Annotated in this window: 15 protein-coding genes and 1 pseudogene; 5 read left to right on the top strand and 11 right to left on the bottom strand. The window is 67.2% G+C overall.

Features of this window, described 5'->3' with window-relative positions; genetic code table 11:
* Positions 1-84: 84 nt before the first annotated feature.
* A complete protein-coding gene (gene parE / locus P2T65_RS08735; RefSeq protein WP_055458198.1) occupies positions 85-2,145 on the top strand; it encodes a DNA topoisomerase IV subunit B in 2,061 nt (686 codons plus the stop codon).
* An 11-nt stretch (positions 2,146-2,156) separates the two neighbouring features.
* Here the strand turns inward: parE and P2T65_RS08730 are convergent, their stop codons facing one another.
* On the bottom strand, positions 2,157-2,894 hold the full coding sequence (locus P2T65_RS08730) for an alpha/beta fold hydrolase (RefSeq protein ID WP_055458199.1): 738 nt from the start codon (positions 2,892-2,894) through the stop codon (positions 2,157-2,159).
* Between the two features lie 132 nt (positions 2,895-3,026).
* Between P2T65_RS08730 and P2T65_RS08725 the strand changes: the two are divergent.
* Positions 3,027-4,451: pseudogene (locus tag P2T65_RS08725) on the top strand (DEAD/DEAH box helicase); the annotation flags it as partial.
* A gap of 860 nt (positions 4,452-5,311) precedes the next feature.
* On the opposite strand, the gene P2T65_RS08720 reads toward P2T65_RS08725, so the two are convergent.
* The 9 genes from P2T65_RS08720 to P2T65_RS08680 form a co-directional block, all read right to left on the bottom strand.
* Positions 5,312-5,632 (bottom strand): TfoX/Sxy family protein, encoded by a 321-nt coding sequence (locus P2T65_RS08720; protein WP_071923821.1) that lies wholly within the window; start codon positions 5,630-5,632, stop codon positions 5,312-5,314.
* Positions 5,633-6,013, bottom strand: coding sequence for an iron-sulfur cluster assembly accessory protein (locus P2T65_RS08715; RefSeq protein ID WP_186437973.1), 381 nt, complete (start codon positions 6,011-6,013; stop codon positions 5,633-5,635). It abuts the gene before it with no gap.
* A 159-nt stretch (positions 6,014-6,172) separates the two neighbouring features.
* Positions 6,173-6,601 (bottom strand): VOC family protein, encoded by a 429-nt coding sequence (locus P2T65_RS08710; protein WP_063186471.1) that lies wholly within the window; start codon positions 6,599-6,601, stop codon positions 6,173-6,175.
* A 7-nt stretch (positions 6,602-6,608) separates the two neighbouring features.
* A complete protein-coding gene (locus P2T65_RS08705; RefSeq protein ID WP_055458483.1) occupies positions 6,609-6,947 on the bottom strand; it encodes an SUF system Fe-S cluster assembly protein in 339 nt (112 codons plus the stop codon).
* A gap of 55 nt (positions 6,948-7,002) precedes the next feature.
* The gene (locus P2T65_RS08700; protein WP_276199596.1) at positions 7,003-8,247 is read right to left on the bottom strand and encodes a cysteine desulfurase; all 1,245 of its coding nucleotides are present in this window, start codon (positions 8,245-8,247) and stop codon (positions 7,003-7,005) included.
* Positions 8,248-8,334: 87 nt separating this feature from the next.
* A complete protein-coding gene (gene sufD, locus P2T65_RS08695) occupies positions 8,335-9,657 on the bottom strand; it encodes a Fe-S cluster assembly protein SufD (RefSeq protein ID WP_055458202.1) in 1,323 nt (440 codons plus the stop codon).
* 10 nt (positions 9,658-9,667) lie between these two features.
* Positions 9,668-10,417, bottom strand: a complete 750-nt coding sequence (gene sufC / locus P2T65_RS08690; protein WP_055458203.1) for a Fe-S cluster assembly ATPase SufC — start codon at positions 10,415-10,417, stop codon at positions 9,668-9,670.
* Positions 10,418-10,511: 94 nt separating this feature from the next.
* Positions 10,512-11,987 (bottom strand): Fe-S cluster assembly protein SufB, encoded by a 1,476-nt coding sequence (gene sufB / locus P2T65_RS08685; protein WP_055458204.1) that lies wholly within the window; start codon positions 11,985-11,987, stop codon positions 10,512-10,514.
* A 54-nt stretch (positions 11,988-12,041) separates the two neighbouring features.
* Entirely contained in the window at positions 12,042-13,226 is a 1,185-nt protein-coding gene (locus tag P2T65_RS08680; protein ID WP_276199595.1) for a cysteine desulfurase family protein, read from the bottom strand.
* Positions 13,227-13,485: 259 nt separating this feature from the next.
* Here P2T65_RS08680 and P2T65_RS08675 point away from each other — a divergent pair, with 259 nt between their 5' ends.
* Entirely contained in the window at positions 13,486-14,145 is a 660-nt protein-coding gene (locus P2T65_RS08675; protein ID WP_055458206.1) for an alpha/beta hydrolase, read from the top strand.
* Positions 14,146-14,222: 77 nt separating this feature from the next.
* The gene (gene tyrS, locus P2T65_RS08670; RefSeq protein WP_276199594.1) at positions 14,223-15,476 is read left to right on the top strand and encodes a tyrosine--tRNA ligase; all 1,254 of its coding nucleotides are present in this window, start codon (positions 14,223-14,225) and stop codon (positions 15,474-15,476) included.
* A 126-nt stretch (positions 15,477-15,602) separates the two neighbouring features.
* On the opposite strand, the gene P2T65_RS08665 is transcribed toward tyrS, so the two are convergent.
* The gene (locus P2T65_RS08665; protein WP_063186456.1) at positions 15,603-19,043 is read right to left on the bottom strand and encodes a DUF3971 domain-containing protein; all 3,441 of its coding nucleotides are present in this window, start codon (positions 19,041-19,043) and stop codon (positions 15,603-15,605) included.
* 254 nt (positions 19,044-19,297) lie between these two features.
* Between P2T65_RS08665 and bcp the strand changes: the two genes are divergently transcribed.
* Entirely contained in the window at positions 19,298-19,759 is a 462-nt protein-coding gene (gene bcp, locus P2T65_RS08660) for a thioredoxin-dependent thiol peroxidase (RefSeq protein WP_055458209.1), read from the top strand.
* The last annotated feature ends 164 nt before the right edge of the window (positions 19,760-19,923 follow it).

Here is a 19,923-nt window from a genome sequence, read left to right as displayed (position 1 = left end):
TCCGATCCGTTCCCGTCCCTGCGGCAGCCATGCGATACTGCCGGCGGGGCGAATCGGTTTTCCACGAGGGTTTGGACGGCGGCAATGACGGATTCGGGCGATCTGTTCGGCGGTGGCGGCAACGCAGTGGCGGCCCGCAAGTCACGCCCGTCCGCGAAGCTCCCGGTGGACGAGGCGCCCTCGCCCGGCCGTGCCAACGGCACGCCCACCGAGGCCGGCTACACCGCCGCCTCCATCGAGGTGCTCGAGGGGCTGGAGCCGGTGCGTCGGCGCCCCGGCATGTACATCGGCGGCACGGACGAGAAGGCACTGCATCACCTCTTCGCGGAGGTTATCGACAATGCAATGGACGAGGCCGTGGCCGGCCATGCGACCTTCATCGAGGTCGAGCTCGAGGAGAGCGGCTTCCTGCGCGTGACGGACAACGGTCGCGGCATCCCCATCGATCCGCACCCGAAGTTCCCCGAGAAGTCGGCGCTTGAGGTCATCCTCACGACGCTGCACGCAGGCGGCAAGTTCGACTCCAAGGTCTACGAAACCTCCGGCGGCCTGCATGGTGTCGGCGTCTCCGTGGTCAACGCGCTGGCCGAGCGGCTCGAGGTGGAGGTGGCGCGCAGCCAGATGCTCTATCGCCAGGTCTATGCGCGCGGCGTCGCCATGGGGCCGCTGGAGACCGTCGGGCGGGTGCAGAACCGGCGCGGCACCACGGTGCGCTTCAAGCCCGATGCGGCCATCTTCAAGGAAGGCGCGACGTTCAATCCGCGCCGCCTGTTCAAGATGGCGCGCTCCAAGGCCTATCTCTTCGGCGGCGTGGAGATCCGCTGGCGCTGCGCCCCCTCCCTCGCCGAGAAGCAGGAAGGCGTGCCGAGCGAAGCGACCTTCAAGTTTCCCGGCGGCCTCAAGGACTATCTCGCCCGCGAGATCGACGGCAGCGAACTTGTCTGCGACCAGATCTTCTCCGGCCGCGTCGACAAGCCGGGCGGGCACGGCTCGCTCGAATGGGCGGTGGCGTGGCTGTCACGCGACGACGGCTTCGTATCTTCCTACTGCAACACCATCCCCACGCCTGAGGGGGGCACGCATGAGTCGGGCCTGCGCATGGCCCTGCTGCGCGGCCTGCGCGACCATGCCGAGCGTGTCGGCCAGGCCAAGCGCGCCAGCCAGGTTACCACCGACGACGTGATGGCAACCTGCGCCGGCATGCTCTCGGTCTTTATCCGCGAGCCGGAATTCCAGGGCCAGACGAAAGACAAGCTGGCGACGCTGGAAGCATCGCGCATCGTCGAGGGCGCTGTGCGCGATGCCTTCGACCACTGGCTGGCGGCAGCGCCCCAGCAGGCCTCACGCCTTCTCGACTGGACCATCGAACGTGCCGAGGAGCGCCTGCGCCGCCGCGCCGAGAAGGAGGTGGCGCGCAAGACCGCGACGCGCAAGCTACGCCTGCCCGGCAAGCTCGCGGATTGCACCAATGCCGGCGCGGCGGGCTCCGAGCTCTTCATCGTCGAGGGCGACTCGGCCGGTGGCAGCGCCAAGCAGGCGCGCGACCGCGCCACCCAGGCCGTCCTGCCGCTGCGCGGAAAGATCCTCAACGTCGCCTCGGCCGGCCGCGAAAAGCTGGCACAGAACCAGCAACTCACTGATCTCGTGCAAGCGCTCGGCTGCGGTACCGGCTCGCACTACCGCGACGACGACCTGCGCTACGAAAAGATCATCATCATGACGGACGCCGACGTCGACGGCGCCCACATCGCATCGCTGCTCATCACTTTCTTCTGGCAGCAGATGCCGCGGCTGATCGACAACGGCCACCTCTATCTTGCCGTGCCGCCCCTCTATCGGCTGACGCACGGCGGCAAGACGGTCTATGCCCGCGATGATGCCCATCGCCAGGAGCTGATGGACAGCGTGTTCAGGGGCAAAAAGGTCGAGATCGGGCGCTTCAAGGGCCTCGGCGAGATGCTGCCGGCGCAGCTCAAGGAGACGACCATGGCTCCGGCCAAGCGCCTCCTCTACAAGGTCGTCGTGCTGGCCGAGGCCAAAGGCGACACGACGGACACAGTCGACCGGCTCATGGGCAACAAGCCTGAGGCGCGCTTCGCCTTCATCCAGGAGCGCGCTGCTTTCGCGCGCGAACTCGATATCTGACCCCTGGAAGATCAGTTGCGCTGCAGCCAGGCGGCGAGGGCCGCATTGACCGCATCCGGCCGCTCCATCGTCGAGAGATGACCGCAGCCGGGCACGACGACGAGCGACGACGCGGGGATGGCCGTCGCCATCTCTTCTGCGACCGATGGCGGCGTGATCTCATCCTCCTCCCCGACGAGAACGAGCGTCGGTACGGTGATCAGCGGCAGGTCGGGCCGCGCGTCGGGCCGCGCCATGATGGCGCGCTGCTGGCGGATGAAGGCCTGTGCGCCCGTCTCGACCATCATGCGCCGCACCTCCCCTTCGAGAAGCTTGTCCGCGAGCCGCCTCCGCGCGACGAGGCGCTGCCAGAGCACGGGATGCACCTCCTCGAAGCGCCCCTGCTCCGCGAGCGCGATGAGGCGCCGACGGTTGGCGCTCGCTTCCTCGGTGTCCGGCCGCGCCGTCGTGTCGAGCAATGCAAGCCGCGTCACGCGCTCAGGCGCCAGGCGCATGACTGCAAGCGCCACATAGCCGCCCATGGACAGACCGCCGAGGGCGAAGCGCTCCGGCGCTGCGGCGAGGAGGCGTCGTGCCATGCCTTCGAGCGTGTCGTCGAGCCGGTTTTCCGCCACCGTGACGGTGCGTTTCCCGGAGAGAGCGCGTATTTGCGGGGCGAAGAGCGTCCCCGTACAGTTGAGCCCAGGCACAAGCACCAGCGGCTCACCGCCAATGCTATGCAATCGTTCGACAACCGGCCTTTGCGACATTGACTTTGCCCGTGATCCTCTTATGGTCCGCGCAAGCGTAGCGGGCAGTGAGCGGCGACTGACGCGCCGTACGCGTCACGAGGTCTCCCTTGGCCTTAAACCCCATCCGCAGACGCATAATCACGGACGTCGATGTCATTTTCTGATCTTGGCCTGAGCGAGAAGGTTCAACAAGCCGTCGCGGCCGCAGGCTACAACACGCCGACTCCCATCCAGGCGAAAGCGATCCCGCATGTGTTGCAGCGCCGGGACGTCCTCGGCATCGCCCAGACCGGCACCGGCAAGACGGCGGCTTTCACGCTGCCGATGCTGACGCTGCTGGAGCATGGTCGGGCCCGGGCGCGCATGCCGCGCACGCTCATCCTCGAGCCGACGCGCGAGCTTGCGGCGCAGGTGGAAGAGAGCTTCGAGAAGTACGGCACCAACCACAAGCTGTCGGTGGCGCTGCTGATCGGCGGCGTCTCCTTCGGCGATCAGGACGCCAAGATCACCCGGGGCGTCGATGTGCTGATCGCCACGCCCGGACGACTGCTCGACCATTTCGAGCGCGGCAAGCTGCTGCTCACCGGCATCGAGATCCTCGTCATCGACGAGGCCGACCGCATGCTCGACATGGGCTTCATCCCGGACATCGAGCGCATCTGCCGCCTCGTCCCCTTCACGCGCCAGACCCTGTTCTTCTCGGCCACCATGCCGCCGGAGATCCAGCGCCTGACGGACACCTTCCTGCACAATCCCGTGAAGGTGGAAGTGGCTCGCGCGGCCTCGACGGCCGCGACCATCACCCAGCGCCTCGTCGCCTCCGGCAGCGAGCCGCACCACAAGCGCGAGACGCTGCGGCGGCTGATCCGCGGCGCCGGCGACGAATTGCAGAACGCGATCATCTTCTGCAACCGCAAGCGTGACGTGGCCATCGTCCTGCGCTCGCTGGAGCGGCACGGTTTCAGCGTCGTCGCCCTGCACGGCGACATGGACCAGCGCTCGCGCATGCAGGCGCTCGACAGCTTCCGTAACGGCAGCACCAAGCTGCTCGTTGCGAGCGACGTCGCGGCGCGCGGTCTCGACATTCCGGCCGTGAGCCACGTCTTCAATTTCGACGTGCCCCATCACGCCGAGGATTACGTGCACCGCATCGGCCGCACGGGCCGCGCCGGCCGCACCGGCTATGCGACCACGATCGTCGCCCCCGGCGACGAGAAGGCCCTTGCCGCCATCGAAACCCTGACGGGCCAAACTGTTGCCTGGGAGGGGCCGACCCTCAGCGAATTCATCGCCTCGGTCGGCCATGCGCCGGAGGATGGCGACCGCCACCGCGGCAGACGCGGCAGCCGGGATCGCGAGCGTGACCGTGACAGGGGGCGTGGACGCGGCGAGCGCGGCCGAGCCGCCGAGGCTCCGCAGCAGCACGCGCCGATCACGCCGGACGGACGCCCCTCGCAGCGTCCCGAAGAGCGGCGGGGCGATCGGCAGCACCAACAGCGGCGCTATGCCGACAGGGACGACGAGACGATCGTCGGCTTCGGCGAGCACGTGCCGAGCTTCATCCTGCGGCCGGTCGTCATCTCGGTCAGCAGCGACGACGAAGGCACGGCTGCCCCGGTGGTCGAGGAGACCGCGGTGCCGGTCGAGACCGTGTCGGAAGCCAGGGCTGAGCGCACGTCGGGCCGCCGGCGTCGTGGCCGCAGGCAAGACAGGCCCGCCGCGGCGGAGGCTGCGCAGCCGGTCGAGGTTCCGGCCTCCGCTACGCCGGAAGCCCCCGGTAAGGCCGAAGAGCTGGCGCCGCCCGTGACGGAGGTCGTGCAGCCCGAGGAAGCCCCTGTCCCGCGCAAGGCCGCCTCGCGTCGCACGGCGAAGGAGGAGCCGGCGACGGAAGCTGATCCGGCTGGCAAGACCCGCAAGCGTGCGCCGCGCAAGGCTGCGGCGAGCCCGGACGTCGCGGACGAGCAGCCGGCGCCGAAGAAGCGCGCCCGCAAGACCACGACGGAGCCTGCAGCTGAAGCCGAAGCCGCGCCTCCCGCGCCTTCCAAGGCGGCCGGCCGAAAGTCGTCCCGCACGGGCGCCGCTGAAGCGGTGACGGCCGAAGCTCCGGCGCGATCGTCCACAACGTCCCGTCGGAAGAAGGCCGACGCCGCGGCTCCGGCCGAGGCGGCCAAGCCGAAGAAGGCCGCCGCCCGCAAGGCTGCGGATGGAGAGGCGGCCAGCGAAGCCGCGCCTGCCGGCAAAACGGCGTCCAGGAAGGCACCAGCGGCTGGGGCCACGGACGCGAAGAAGACAGCTTCGAGAAAGCCTGCCGCCAAGAAGCCTGCGTCCAAGGACGCGGAAGCGCCTGCCGGCAAGCCGGCTGCGAGGAAGCCGCGCAGCAAGAAGGCCGAGGTCGTCGAGGCGGGCGACTGAGCGTACGATGCAGGAGCGCGACGCTAAGGCTGCGCTCCGGCGATGCCCAAGGCACGGGCGGAGAGATCCGCCAGCATGTCCGGCTCGTCATAGGCGGCGTCCGGCAGCAGCCAGTAGGACAGGGTCACTACCCGGCCGTCCTTGCGCGCATAGGCGAACGGCCGCGAGCCGAGATGCCTGAGGGCCTCAGCAAAGGCGGCGTCCGTCTTGAGATAGACCTCGCCGTCCACCGCGAGCGCGAACATCTTCCCTTCGGCATAGATGCCGAGACCGCCGAACATGCGCCTGATGCAGACCGGGCGGAAAGGCGCGAAGAGTTCGGCGATGTCGTCCGCGGCGCGCAATCAGGCGCCAGCGAGCTGCTCCGGCCGCGCGGGGGTGATGGCGACGGATTCGCCGCATCCGCAGGCCGAGGTCTGGTTTGGATTGTTGAAGACGAACTGAGCCGACAGCTTGTCGACCTTGTAGTCCATCTGCGTGCCGAGCAGGAACAGGACGGCCTTGGGATCGACAAGGATGGTGACGCCCTTGTCCTCGATCACCTCATCACCGGGCTTGATCGCCTCGGCATATTCCATCGTGTATTCCATGCCGGCGCAGCCGCCGTTCTTGACGCCGACGCGCACGCCGACGATCGGCCTGTCGGCGTTGGCGATGATCGCCTTGACGCGCTCGGCGGCCGCGTCGCTCATGCTCATGATCTTGAGGGAGCGAATTGCACCCATTCCGGCTCCTCCTTGCAGGGTTCAAGGCCCTGAGGTCGAGATTCCCACCAAAGATAGTCATTGGGCGGCACAACGTCGAGGGCACGGCGCCCGTCGCCGGTCTCATCCGGCGTCATGCCTACCGCCCATCCTGCTTCGACGGGATGGCGGCGAGGCGCCTCAGTAGACCGTCCAGACGCCGGGCGTGAGCAGTTCGACGAGATGCCCGTCCGGGTCGCGGAAATAGATGCTGCGCCCGCCGCGCGGCCATTCCGTCCGCCCTTCGATGGCGACGCCGTGAGTCGCGAGCCGCGCTTCCCAGGCCGCCATGTGTTCAGCAGGCACACCAAGGCCCACGTGGAGCGGCCCCTGCCCGTCGTGCGGCGGGATGGTGCCGCCGGGAAGCGTCACGGTCGTCAGCGTCTCGCCTCGTTTGAAGAGCAGCAAGACGCTCGCCGGTCCGAGCGGATAGGCCGCGAAGCGCTGGTCGCTTACCTGAGCCTCGAGCCCCAGCACTTTCTCGTAGAACCTGCGCGCCCGGTCTAGATCGTCCACGTAGAGCGCCGTCTCGACGACCGCCGTGATCCGCGGCTCTGCTTCGCCCGCCATATCGGCCTCACCACATGTCGAGCGCGATGCGCGCCTCGTCGGACATGCGGCTCTGGTCCCACGGCGGATCGAAGACCATGTTGACGACGACGGACTGCACGCCGGGCACGGCCGCGACCGCCCCCTCCACCCAGCCCGGCATCTCGCCGGCTACCGGGCAGCCCGGCGCCGTCAGCGTCATGTCGATCGTCACATTGCGCCCGTCATCGATATCGACGCGATAGATCAGGCCGAGCTCGTAGATGTCGGCCGGGATCTCGGGGTCGTACACCGTCTTCAGCGCCGCCACGATGTCGTCGGTCAGCCGGTCCACCTCGTCGGGCGGCAACTGGTCGGCGAGCTCCATCTCGGGCGCGTTCGGCTTCACGTCGCTGCTGTCGGCTTGCGTCACGAATGCCTCCTCAGGCGAACAGCCGTTCGGCCTTCATCAATGCGTCGGCGAGGTTATCGACCTCCTCGAGCGTATTGTACAGGGCAAATGAGGCGCGGCATGTCGACGTCGTCCCGAAGCGCGCGAGCAGCGGCATGGCGCAATGCGTGCCTGCGCGAACCGCAACCCCGGCGCGATCGATGACGGTGGCGACGTCATGGGCATGCGCTCCCTTCATCTCAAAGGACACGATGGCCCCCTTGTGCGCCGCGCGGCCAATGATGCGCAGGGCGTTCAGGGCGCCGAGCCGCTCATGGGCATAGTCGCGCAGCCTCTCCTCATGGGCGAGGATCGCCGTGCGCCCGAGCTTCTCGACGAAGCGTACCGCGGCGCCAAGGCCGATCGCCTCGACGATCGGCGGCGTACCCGCCTCGAAGCGATGCGGCGGGGCGTTGTAGGTGACGGTGTCGGTCGTCACGGTCTCGATCATCTCGCCGCCGCCGTTGAACGGCGGCATAGCTTCGAGCCACTTGCGCTTGCCGTAGAGCACGCCGATGCCCGTCGGCCCGTACACCTTGTGCCCGGTAAAGACGTAGAAGTCGGCATCGAGGTCGCGCACGTCAACCGGCAGGTGCACGGCGCCCTGGCTGCCGTCGACCAGCACGGGGATGCCACGGGCATGGGCGATGCGCACGATGTCCTTCACCGGCGTCACCGTGCCGAGCACGTTCGACATATGCGTGATCGCGACGATCTTCGTGCGCTCGGTGAGCAGCTTCTCGAATTCGTCGAGGAGGAAGTTGCCCTCCTCGTCCACCGGCGCCCATTTGATGACGGCGCCGCTGCGCTCGCGGTGGAAGTGCCACGGCACAATGTTGGAGTGATGCTCCATGATGGAGATCACGATCTCGTCGCCCTCGCCAATCCCCGCCATGCGTCCGTAGGACGCGGCGACGAGATTGATGGCCTCCGTCGCCGAGCGGGTGAAGACGATCTCGTCCGTGCTCTCGGCATTGAGATAGCCGCGGACCGCCTCACGCGCATCCTCGAAGGCCTCGGTCGTCGCATTGGCCATGTAGTGCAGGCCACGATGGACGTTGGCGTAGGCGTTCTCGAAGCTGTACGTCATCGCCTCGATGACGGCGCGGGGCTTCTGGGCCGAGGCGGCACTGTCGAGATAGACGAGCGGCTTGCCGTAGACCTCGCGGGCGAGGATCGGGAACTCGCGGCGCACGGCCGCGACGTCGAAGATGCCGATCGGTTCGATCCTGTTCATGGTCGCATCACTCGCATTGGCTCCGTCCGCCGCAGGACGTCGGCGCCTCGAAAGAGTGAGGGGCGCGGCCTGCGCCGCGCCCGTCTGTCACGCGCGCTCGCCGAGCCAGCCTTCCGCCCGCGCGACGAGTTCTTCGCGCACGGCTTCGTCCTCGACGAGTTCCAGTGCTTCGCCGAGGAAGGCCTGCACCAGGAGCGCCTCGGCCATCGCGCGCGGCAGGCCGCGGGCGGTGAGGTAGAACAAGAGGTCCTCGTCAAGCTGGCCACAGGTGGCGCCATGGGCGCACTGCACGTCGTCGGCGAAGATCTCCAGCTCCGGCTTATTGTTCATCGTCGCCGTCTCGGAGAGCAGCAGCGCGGCGGACATCATGCGCCCGTCGGTCTTCTGTGCATCCGGGCGCACGATGATCTTGCCCTGGAAGACGCCTGTCGCCTCCCCGTCGATCACGGTTTTGAACAGCTCGCGGCTGTCGCAATGCGGCACCGCATGGTCGACGACCAGCGTCGTGTCCGCATGCTGGCGGCCGCGCAGCATGGTCGCGCCGCCGAGAGTCAGACTGGAATGCTCGCCCGCGAAGGCAAGGAACACCTGATGCCGTGACAGGCTGCCGCCTGTCACCGCGCCGAGCGAGGTCAGCTTCGCCTTGGCCCCCAGCGTCACGGCGAGCGTCGAGAGCGCAATGGCATCGGCCTGTTCGGCGTTGAGGCGCGCATGGGTGATCGTCGTGCCGTTGCCGGCGACGATTTCGACCACGGAATTGGCCTGGTAGGCCGCCGTGCCAACGCCCTCGTGGCTCTCGTGGACGGTGACCGAGGCGCCATCCTCGACGAGGATCACGACGCGCGGCGCCGTGGCGAAGGGGCTAGCGCCCCCGTTGACGAACCTGAGGTGAAGCGCCTTGTCCACGGCGGTGCCGGCCGCAACCCTGATGAGCGCGCCGTCCATCATGAAGGCGCTGTTCAGTGCCAGGGCGAAGTTGCCCTTGGCGACCGCCACCTTGCCCATCTCGGCGAGGAGCGGATGTCCCTCGGCGAGCGCCGCCGCGAGCGGCGTCACCGCGATCCCGGCCGGCAGCGCGGCGAGGTCCGAGCGCTCGGCCACGAAATGGCCGTTGGCGAAGGACAGCCGCACCGCATCGGCCTTGGCGAAGGCGCTGGCCTTGTCGACGAGCGCGGCCGCATCGGCGGGGCGCTCGGCAAGCGGGGCCGCCTCGCGCACGGCGTTGCGCAGATCGGTGTACTTCCACTCCTCCACGCGCCGGTTGGGAAGGCCGGCGGCGGCGATGAGGGCGAAGGCCTCGTCGCGCCCGCGCGCGATCTCGCCCGAGCCCGGCAGCTTGTTCTTAAGGCCTTCGAAACGCTCTATGAGTGCCACCTCGGCGGCAGTCCTGATCGGTGTGACTTCAGCCATCGTGCCGCCCTCACGCCGCCTGCTCGCGGTAATCCGCATAGCCGCTCGCCTCGAGCTCAAGGGCAAGCTCCTTGCCGCCGGAGCGCACGATGCGGCCGTTCGCCATCACGTGCACCGTGTCGGGCACGATGTGGTTGAGCAGGCGCTGGTAGTGGGTGATGACGAGGAAGGCGCGGGCCGGATCGCGCAGCGTATTGACGCCCTCGGCGACGATCTTGAGCGCATCGATATCCAGTCCCGAATCCGTCTCGTCGAGGATGCAGAAGCGCGGCTCAAGGAGAGCCATCTGCAGGATCTCCATGCGCTTCTTCTCGCCGCCCGAAAAACCGACGTTGAGGCCGCGGCGCAGCATTTCCTGATCGATATGAAGCTTTTCGGCAGCGGCCCTGACACGCTTCATGAACTCGGGCGTCGTCAGTTCCGCCTCCTCGCGCGCCTTGCGCTGGGCGTTCATGATCGCCTTGAGGAAGGTCATGGTCGAGACGCCCGGGATCTCGAGCGGGTACTGGAAGGCGAGGAACACGCCCCGGGCCGCGCGCTCGTTCGGCTCGAGCTCGAGGATGTTCTCGCCGTCGACGAGGATCTCGCCGTCGAGGACCTCGTACTCCTCCTTGCCGGCGATGACATAGGACAGCGTCGACTTGCCCGAACCGTTCGGGCCCATGATGGCAGCGACCTCGCCCGCCTTCACGGTAAGATCGAGCCCGTTGAGGATGCGCTTGCCCTCGATTTCGACGACGAGGTTGTTGATCTGAAGCATGTCTTTGTTCCGTCCGTTCGTGGCGCCGGTGGGGTGCGGGCGGGAAGGATCGTTCCACGTCGCCCGTTGTTTCCGGCCCGGGTTGCGTTGCGTGTCAGCCCACCGAGCCTTCGAGGCTGATGGAGATGAGCTTCTGGGCCTCGACCGCGAATTCCATCGGCAGCTGCTGCAGGACATCCTTGACGAAGCCGTTGACGATGAGCGCCACCGCCTCCTCCTCGTCGAGACCCCGCTGCAGGCAGTAGAACATCTGGTCGTCCGAGATCTTCGACGTCGTCGCCTCATGCTCGAAGACCGCCGAGGCATTCTTCGACTCGATGTAAGGCACCGTGTGCGCGCCGCACTTGTCGCCGATCAACAGGGAATCGCAGTTCGTGAAGTTGCGCGCCCCGCTCGCCTTGCGGTGTGCCGAGACGAGCCCGCGATAGGTGTTCTCGGAGCGTCCGGCGGCGATGCCCTTGGAGATGATCCGGCTCGTCGTGTTCTTGCCGAGATGGATCATCTTGGTGCCGCTGTCGACCTGCTGATAGCCGTTGGAGATGGCGATCGAGTAGAACTCTCCGCGGGAGTTGTCGCCGCGCAGGATGCAGGATGGATACTTCCAGGTGATGGCCGAGCCCGTCTCGACCTGCGTCCACGAGATCTTCGAATTGGCGCCGCGGCAGTCGCCGCGTTTGGTCACGAAGTTGTAGACGCCGCCCTTGCCCTCGGCGTCGCCCGGATACCAGTTCTGGACCGTCGAGTACTTGATCTCCGCATCGTCGAGCGCGATCAGCTCGACCACCGCCGCGTGCAGCTGGTTCTCGTCACGTGCCGGCGCCGTGCAGCCTTCGAGATAGCTGACGTAGGAGCCCTTGTCCGCGATGATCAGCGTGCGCTCGAACTGGCCGGTGTTGCGCTCGTTGATGCGGAAATAGGTTGACAGCTCCATCGGGCAGCGCACGCCCTCCGGTACGTAGACGAAGGATCCGTCCGTGAACACGGCGCTGTTGAGCGTCGCGAAGAAGTTGTCCGACACCGGCACGACCGAGCCGAGGTACTTGCGCACCAGATCCGGATATTCGCGGATCGCTTCGGAGATGGAGCAGAAGATAACGCCGGCCTTCTTCAACTCCTCCTTGAAGGTCGTCACCACCGACACGGAATCGAACACGGCGTCGACCGCCACGCGCGAGCCAGCGCCCTCGACGCCGGCGAGGATCTCCTGCTCGCGCAGCGGAATGCCGAGCTTCTCGTAGGTCTTGAGGATCTCCGGATCGACCTCGTCGAGCGACTTCGGCGCCGGATTCTTCTTCGGCGCGGCATAGTAGTAGAGCTCCTGATAGTCGATCGGCGGGTAGTTGACGCGCGCCCACTTGGGCTCGCGCATCGTCTGCCAGCGGCGAAACGCCTCGAGGCGCCACTCCGTCATCCACTCCGGTTCGCCCTTCTTGGACGAAATGAGGCGGACGATATCCTCGCTGAGGCCCTTGGGGGCCTTGTCCATCTCGATCGTTGTCTCGAAGCCGTACTTGTACTGCTCGACGTCGATCGCCTTGACACGTTCTACCGTTTCCTGCACCGCAGGCATTGCACGACCTCCTCTCACGGCTTCAAGGGCCGCGGGTTGGTGACCTACTCGTCCTCAGGCGGCGTTCAGCCCCTTGCGACGAGAGATGAGTGCGCCGACCACTTTCCGAAAGGCCGTCGCAAAGGATTCCATGTCCGCCTCGGTCGAGCCCCAGCCGAAGCTCACGCGCAGCGCCCCCTCGGCGAGCGAGGGCGCGATACCCATCGCCGTGAGCACATGCGAGCGCCTCACCTTACCGGACGAGCAGGCGGAACCGGACGAGACGGCCATGCCCTCGAGATCGAGCATCATGAGCAACGTCTCCGCCTTCAGGCCGTCGATTGCGAAGGCGCTCGTGTTCGGCAGTCGCGATGCTCCGGCTCCTAAAACCACCACCCCGGGCTCAACCAGGCGAAGGCGGGCCTCGAGACCGTCGCGCAAGGCACCCGTCAAGGCGGCATAATCCGCAAGTTCGTCCCGCGCAAGCGTGCAGGCCTTCCCGAAGCCTGCTATGCCCGCAACATTCTCCGTGCCGGCGCGGTAGCCGCCCTCTTGGCCGCCGCCGCGAACCAGCCGCTCGCGTACCTCGACGCCGGGCCGGGTGACGAAGGCACCGACACCCTTCGGCCCGCCGATCTTGTGGGCGGACAAGGTGATAACGTCCGCGCCCCAGGCAGCCATGTCGACGGACAGCTTGCCCGCCGCCTGCACGGCGTCGACATGCAGCAGCCCGCCATGGCGATGCACGACCTCGGCCACCCCGGCGAGCGGTTGGACGACGCCGGTCTCGCTGTTGGCCGCCTGCAGGCTGACGAGGGCCGTCGCTCCACTTTCGTTCGCCAGGCGGCGCAGCCGCGCGTCGATGAAATCGATATCCACGACGCCGTTGCCGTCGATGGGGATCGTCTCGCGGGCATTCTCTGGGAAGCGGCTGCCCGAAAGGACGCTCGCATGCTCGCCCGCGCCCATGAGATGGAGCGCCAGCGTCGTGAAGGATGGCTCGCGTCGCAGCGACGGCGTCATCACGGTATTGTTGGCCTCCGAGCCACCGCTCGTGAAGACAACATCGCGGGGGCGCGCGCCGGCAAGAGCCGCGACCTCTTCCCGCGCCGCCTCGATCAGCGCGTGAGCCCTGCGCCCTTCCGCATGCACGGACGAGGGATTGCCGACCTCCTCGAAGGCACGCAGGACCACCTCGCGCACGGCCGGCCGCAGGGGCGCCGAGGCGTTGTAGTCGAGGTAATGACGCATGCCCGCCATGCTGTTCCCACCGGCCTCCCGTGCGCCGATCACAAACCTTGCTTTTTGCCCCTGTTGATGTGGTAGAGAAGTGCGACCACATCACCGGAGCCGCTATCCGCGTTGTGCGGTTGCATATGCAACTCGATGCATGTATAAGTTGGCTCTTAGAACAGTTCTAACCGTGATTTAGAAGTGCGCGACCGGCATGTCAAGATTTGCACGGCCACAGGTGTGGCTCCCGGCAGCGCCGATCCTATCGCGGTAACGGTGCCGGATCATGCCTGAAGTCATTTTCAACGGCCCTGCCGGGCGTCTCGAAGGCCGCTACCAGCCCGCGAAGAAGAAGGGTGCGCCCATCGCGATCATTCTTCATCCGCATCCGCAGTTCGGCGGCACGATGAACAACCAGATCGTGTACAGCCTGTTCTACACCTATGTGAACCGTGGGTTTGCGGTGCTGCGCTTCAACTTCCGTGGTGTCGGGCGCAGCCAGGGCTCCTTCGATCACGGCCACGGCGAGTTGTCGGATGCGGCGGCGGCGCTCGACTGGGTGCAGTCGCTCAATCCGGATGCGCGCAGCTGCTGGATCGCCGGCGTGTCCTTTGGGGCATGGATCGGCATGCAGTTGCTCATGCGCCGGCCGGAGATCGAGGGCTTCCTCTCCATCGCGGCGATGGCCAATCGCTACGACTTCTCCTTCCTTGCGCCCTGTCCCTCCTCGGGCCTCTTCGTGCACGGGTCCGAGGATCGCGTCGCGCCGGCGAAGGACGTCATCAGCGTCATCGAGAAGGTCAAGACTCAGAAGGGCATCGTGTTGGAACACGCGGTCATCGACGGCGCCAACCACTTCTTCGACGGCAAGATCGAGGAACTGATGCAGACGGTCGATGCCTATCTCGACAAGCGCATCGGCACCCCGCACGAAGATGCCGCCTGACGCGACGACGCAAACAGGCTTCAGATCGCGGGGCGCCTCACGGCGCCCCGTCCCATTCCAACGCAAGACTGACCGACATGACGACGTACCGTTCCGATTTCCTGCGCACGCTCGACGCGCGCGGGCTCATCCACCAGATCTCGGATGCCGAGGCGCTCGACGACCTCGCCGTGAAGGAACGGATCGTCGCCTATATCGGCTATGACCTGACGGCGCCGAGCCTGCATGTCGGGCACATGACCAACATCATGATGCTGCGCCGCCTGCAGCAGGCCGGCCACAAGCCCATCGTGCTGATGGGCGGCGGCACGACGCGCATCGGCGACCCCTCGTTCCGCAACGAGGCGCGCCCGCTGCTCGACGATGCGCAGATCGCCACCAACAAGGAGGGCATCCGCAAGGTCTTCTCGAAGTTCCTCACCTTCGGCGACGGCCCGAGCGACGCCATCATGGTCGACAATGCCGAATGGCTCGACAAGCTCGAGTACATTCCCTTCCTGCGCGACATCGGCCGGCACTTCACCGTCAACCGCATGCTGAGCTTCGAATCGGTGAAGGCGCGCCTCGACAAGGAGGAGCCGCTCTCCTTCCTCGAGTTCAACTACATGATCCTCCAGGCCTACGACTTCCTGGAGCTCAGCCGCCGCTACGGCTGCCGCCTGCAGATGGGCGGCTCCGACCAGTGGGGCAACATCGTCAACGGCATCGAGCTCGCCCGCCGCGTCGACGCCACCCAGGTCTTCGCCCTCACCTGCCCGCTGCTGACCACCGCCTCCGGCGCCAAGATGGGCAAGTCGGCCGCCGGCGCCGTCTGGCTCAACGAGGACATGCTGCCGCCCTACGGGCTGTGGCAGTACTGGCGCAACTCGGAGGACGCTGACGTCGGCCGCTTCCTCAGGATCTTCACGGACCTGCCGCTCGACGAGATCGCGCGGCTCGAGCGGCTCGAGGGCGCCGAGCTCAACGAGGCCAAGAAGGTCCTCGCCACCGAGATCACCGCGCTCGTCCACGGCCGCGCGGCGGCCGAGATGGCGGCCGAGACGGCACGCAAGACCTTCGAGGAAGGGGCGGTGGCCGAGAACCTGCCGAGCATCGACGTGCCCGCGGCCGAGCTGCAGGCCGGGCTCGGCGTGCTCGCCGCCTTCGTCAAGGCCGGCCTCGTCGCCTCCACCAGTGAGGCGCGGCGCCAGATCAAGGGCGGCGGTCTCAAGGTCAACGACGAGGTCGTGAGCGACGAACGGGCGGTCCTCGACGCCGGCAACCTGACGGCCGACGGCGTCGTCAAGCTATCGCTCGGCAAGAAGAAGCACGTGCTGCTGCGGGTTGAGTGAGCCAGTCCGGAGCGGCTGCTCTTCGGTCGCCGATGATGATCGTCGGCCCCTTCTGCGATGACCGGCGTCGGAAAAATCCAGTCTGACGCCAGTGAAAGCCGCCCGAAGGCTGGCGACCCTCGCCACTCAGCGCTGGCCCTGACCGATCGGCGCTGGCGGAAGCGGGGTCGCTCCGCCCTGCCCGCTGTCTGCCCGTCCCGCGTCGAAGAACTTGCGCAGGAAACCGGGCGCGATGGCCGACAGGGGGTTGATGGTCATGGTCGGCCCCGCCATTGGGCCGCGCACGCGGAAGTTGACGGCGAAGAGCCCCTCGTATTGCCCGCCGCCGAGCAGCAGGCCGATCACCGGCAGCTGGCTGAAGATGTTGTTGAGGGCATAGGCCGGCACGTAGGTGCCGGAAAGGTCGAGCGTCTCGTTGCCGAGGTCGAGATGGCCCTCGAGGCTGATGCCGACCTGTGGCCCCCAGATCACCGCCTCGCGCATGTTGATGCGCCCGCTCGCGCGCGTGAAGTCCACCTTGAGCTTGGTGAAGGGCACGTCGTTGATGGTGACCCGCTCGCCCTCGCGGGGCTGGGCCGAGACGATGCGGCGCAGGGCCGGCTCGTCCACCAGCGAGAAGTCCCGGATGTTGAGGATGCCGGCTGCGCTGCCGTTGGCCGGTGGTAGCTGGAGTACGAGCTGACCACCGGCCATGCGCTGGTAGATGTCCACGAAGCGCAGCGCGGCGCCCGCATCCGCCGTCTGGACGATGGTGAAGGATTCGCCCGAGCTTCCGCGTGACAGGGAGGCAGTGACGGGCGAGCGGCCGAACGAGCCGTTGAAGGCGAGGCCGGACACGTTGCCGCCACGCATGGCGAGCTTCAGCGCCGCATTGGAGACGAGTTCGTTGTTGAAGCCGCCGAGGATGTCCACGGCGACGTCGAGATCGACGTCGGTGGCGTCGTCTCCGCCGCCACGGCCGAAAACCTGGCGCAGGAACGGCCGCGCATCAAGCACGTTGCCGCGCACCGTCACCCTGAATCCGTCCCGCGCACGGGCTACCTGCAGGCGCACGTCGTCCCCCGGCGACAGTTTGATCTGCGAGAACTCGGCCTCGCTGAAGCTGCCGTCGCCGCGCAGAATGACCCGGCCGCCCTTTGCCGAGGCGCCTGCGCCGTCAAGCGTGAGCTTCTCGAGGATATAGCCGTCGCCCTTCTCGATCAGGTCGAACGACAGGCCCGCCTCGCGCCCCGCGGCCTTCGTCCAGCCGGGCAGCAGCTCGTTGATCGCTGCCTTGCTGAGATCGACGGTGATGCTCTTCGGCCGCTTGGCCGCCTCGCTCAGCGACAGGTCGGCCGCAACCGTTATGGGGCCGGTGAGCTTCCGCCCGAAATCGAAACCGAGCCGCGTACGCGCCGCGTCGTCGGCGGTGACTTTGATGGCTGCCTGCCCGCCCGCTCCGGTGAGGGGCTGCCTTAGCGAGACGGTCGCGGGCAGGTCCGCGAGGCGCGCATCTCCGTCGAGCGTGAGGAGATCGCCTTCGAGCGTGAGCGCGAAGCTGCCCTTCTCGATGCTCTTGTCGCCCGCAATGCCGGTCACGACGAGGTTGCTCAACTGGCCGCTCGCTTCCGCCGTGACGTCACGCATCGTCAGTTCGTCGATGAGCGGGAGAGACAGTTCGAGGCGAATGTCCGCAGTGCCGGACACTTTCTCCGGGTCGAGTTCGATCGCCATCCGGTCGCGCACGGCCTCGCTGCGGGCGAGCGCGAGGACCGCGTCGGCACCGCCTTGGATGCGCAGACTGATGCGCGCCTGGGCCGGCTTGCGCAGATCATCGACCGCAAAAAAGCCCTCCGACAGGGAAAGCTTGCGCTCGCCTTCCAGGGATACCTCGGAGCGTGGCAGGTAGATGCTGACGCTGTTGCCGTCCACGGTTCCGCGCGCTGCCGTATCCGTCAGCACCGGCAAGCCTTTCGCGGGCAGGAGCGCGGCGCCGGACATCCGGAACCGGACATCGACCGTCTCGCGCGGCAGCGGCTTCTTCTGCCGTGAGGCGGCGAGTTCCTCGGCGTCGAGATTGACGTTGACCGACAGATCATGGACCGTTCCGGCCTGCAGGTTGTCGATGAGGTGGCGCCGGACACCGGAGGCGACGAAGGCCGGCCACAGCCTGAGAAGTGCGCGAGCGTCCGATTCCGTGCTCGATACCGCAACGCGCAGGCCGCCGCGGTCATCGGGCGTGCCGGCGCTACCGGACAGTGTGACGGCCAGACGCTCGCCGGTCACCGAGAACCGTCGCACGATGACACCGCCGCCCTCCCCGCCGACGATCTCGCCGGCGATGTCATCGATGGTGAGCGGCTCTTCGTCGCCCGTCAGGCGCTCGATCACGGCAGCCTTGCCGGCAAGCTCAAGCCGCCATGGCACCCCCTTCCCTTCGCCCGAGGAGAGTCGGCCGGCGAGATTGATGCGGGTCTCTCCTGCGGTGAAGGATGCCGAGGGCAGATCGAAGGCCCGCGTGGCGGGGTTCCAGCTCAGGCGCAGGCCGATGTCGTCCACCTCGATCGGCGGCTGGTCCGGATCGTCGATGTAGACGATGGCGGCGTCGCCGGCCAAGCTCGCATCGAGCGCTTCGAGATGGCCTTCACCATCGATCGACAGCGAGACCTCGCCCGAGAGCGGCATGCGCGTCGTCACGAGTGAATGGCTGAGCCCGCCGAACAGGAGCAGGTCCGACACCGGCGCGCGCGCCAGATGCACCTGGGCCTGACGGGCGCCCTTCTGCTCGCCGCGCACGACCCCCGAGACGCTCCATGGCCCGTGCTCGCCGCGCAGCCCGAAATTGAAATGGGTCAGCGTCGCCTTGGCGCGGGTGAACTGCAGCGACACGTCGGCGAAGCGCGCGCGTGGCCGCCGCTGGGCGTCGACAATCGTCAGCCGCGCATCGCTCAGGCCGAAATGGTCGATCGTGCCGAAGAGGCCCTCCCGGTCGGTGATGAGGTCGACGAGCGAGACGACGGCTGCCGCAAGCGGCAGATCCTCCTGCGCCGCCCCTTCCGCCACCACGGGAGGCTGCGCTTGCGGCTGCGCCGGCGAGACGGCGGTCTCCTCGTCGGTCGCGGCGAAGGACAGCTCACCCGTCGGCGAAACGTTGAGGCGCAGGTCGAGCCCGCTGAAGACAACGGCACTCGGGCTCACCCGCCCGACCATCAACCCCAGGGCGCTGACCGATATCTCGCCCGCCTGTGCCTTCAGAACGCTTGCGCCATCGGCATTGCGGATATCGATGCCGGAGACGCGCAGGGTCGGGCCATAGCGCGTGTAGTCGATGGCGGCGCTGGCGATGCCGACGTTCCAGCCGCTGCCGACGCGCTCCGAGAGCGCCGCTTCGATGCGCTCCGGCAATCCGTCGATCTCGACGGGCGACCAGGCGATTCGCCCGGCAAGACCGCCGACGAGCAAGAGGACGAGCGCGACGAGCACAATGAGCACGCGCTGGGCTCTGCGGCGGCGGAGCGAGGGCGCACGTTGCACCTGCCCTTCGCCGCCGCCGGCCTCGTTACGTCTCCTGGCGAACAGCTTGGTCACTCCGGTCCGTTCCCCTTGGGCGTTCCATTCGTCTCCCACGATTCGTGCGACACGGGAACGCCGGCCCGGTCCCGCCGCGGCCGAAAAGGATAGGCATCCTCGTGATCGCGTGGACATTGTCCGTGCCGCCCTTGACGAGGCGGACAGAACGACCAGCCTGCTCCACTGCAAGCAATCGGTGGACGGGCGGGCGGACGCTTCGCCGCCTCACGAAAGGCTTAGCGCAAAGAATCAGACGAAAGGAAGGCGAGACGATGGTCCAGGAAGGCGACAAGGCGCCCGATTTCACCCTGCCCGGCGCTGGCGGCACAGAAGTGCGCCTGTCGGCGTTGGCCGGCAGGAAGGTCGTAGTCTATTTCTATCCGAAGGACGACACCAGCGGCTGCACCAAGGAGGCCATTGCCTTCAATGGCCTGCGCCGGGAATTCGAGGCCACCGACACGCATGTCATCGGCATCTCCGCCGACAGCGTCGCCCGCCACGACAGGTTCCGCGCCAAGCACGATCTCGCGATCACGCTCGCCTCCGACGAGGACCGCAAGGCGATCGAGGACTACGGCGTCTGGGGCGAGAAGACCATGTACGGCCGCAAGTTCATGGGCATCCTGCGCACCACCTTCCTCATCGGACCGGACGGCCGTATCGCCCGCGTCTGGCGGCAGGTGAAGGTCGACGGCCATGCGGAAACCGTCCTTGCGGCCGCACGCGAACTGTAGACGCGCCCGTTTGCGAATGCTTAACCCTAACGGGTCCTAATCTTCAGGGTGCCGGCACTCTGGAGAGCCTCGACTTGCGACACCGCCTCTTTCTGCCCAGCCTGACGTGTCGCTCCGAACCAAGTCATGTCGGGACGCCGCATGGCCATTTGCGGGTCGCGGCT

It is taken from the genome of Chelatococcus sp. XZ-Ab1 (assembly GCF_029309855.1).
Classification (GTDB): domain Bacteria; phylum Pseudomonadota; class Alphaproteobacteria; order Rhizobiales; family Beijerinckiaceae; genus Chelatococcus_A; species Chelatococcus_A sambhunathii.
Note: the sequence above shows the minus strand (reverse complement) of the source record. Positions and strands in the feature narration are given on the sequence as shown.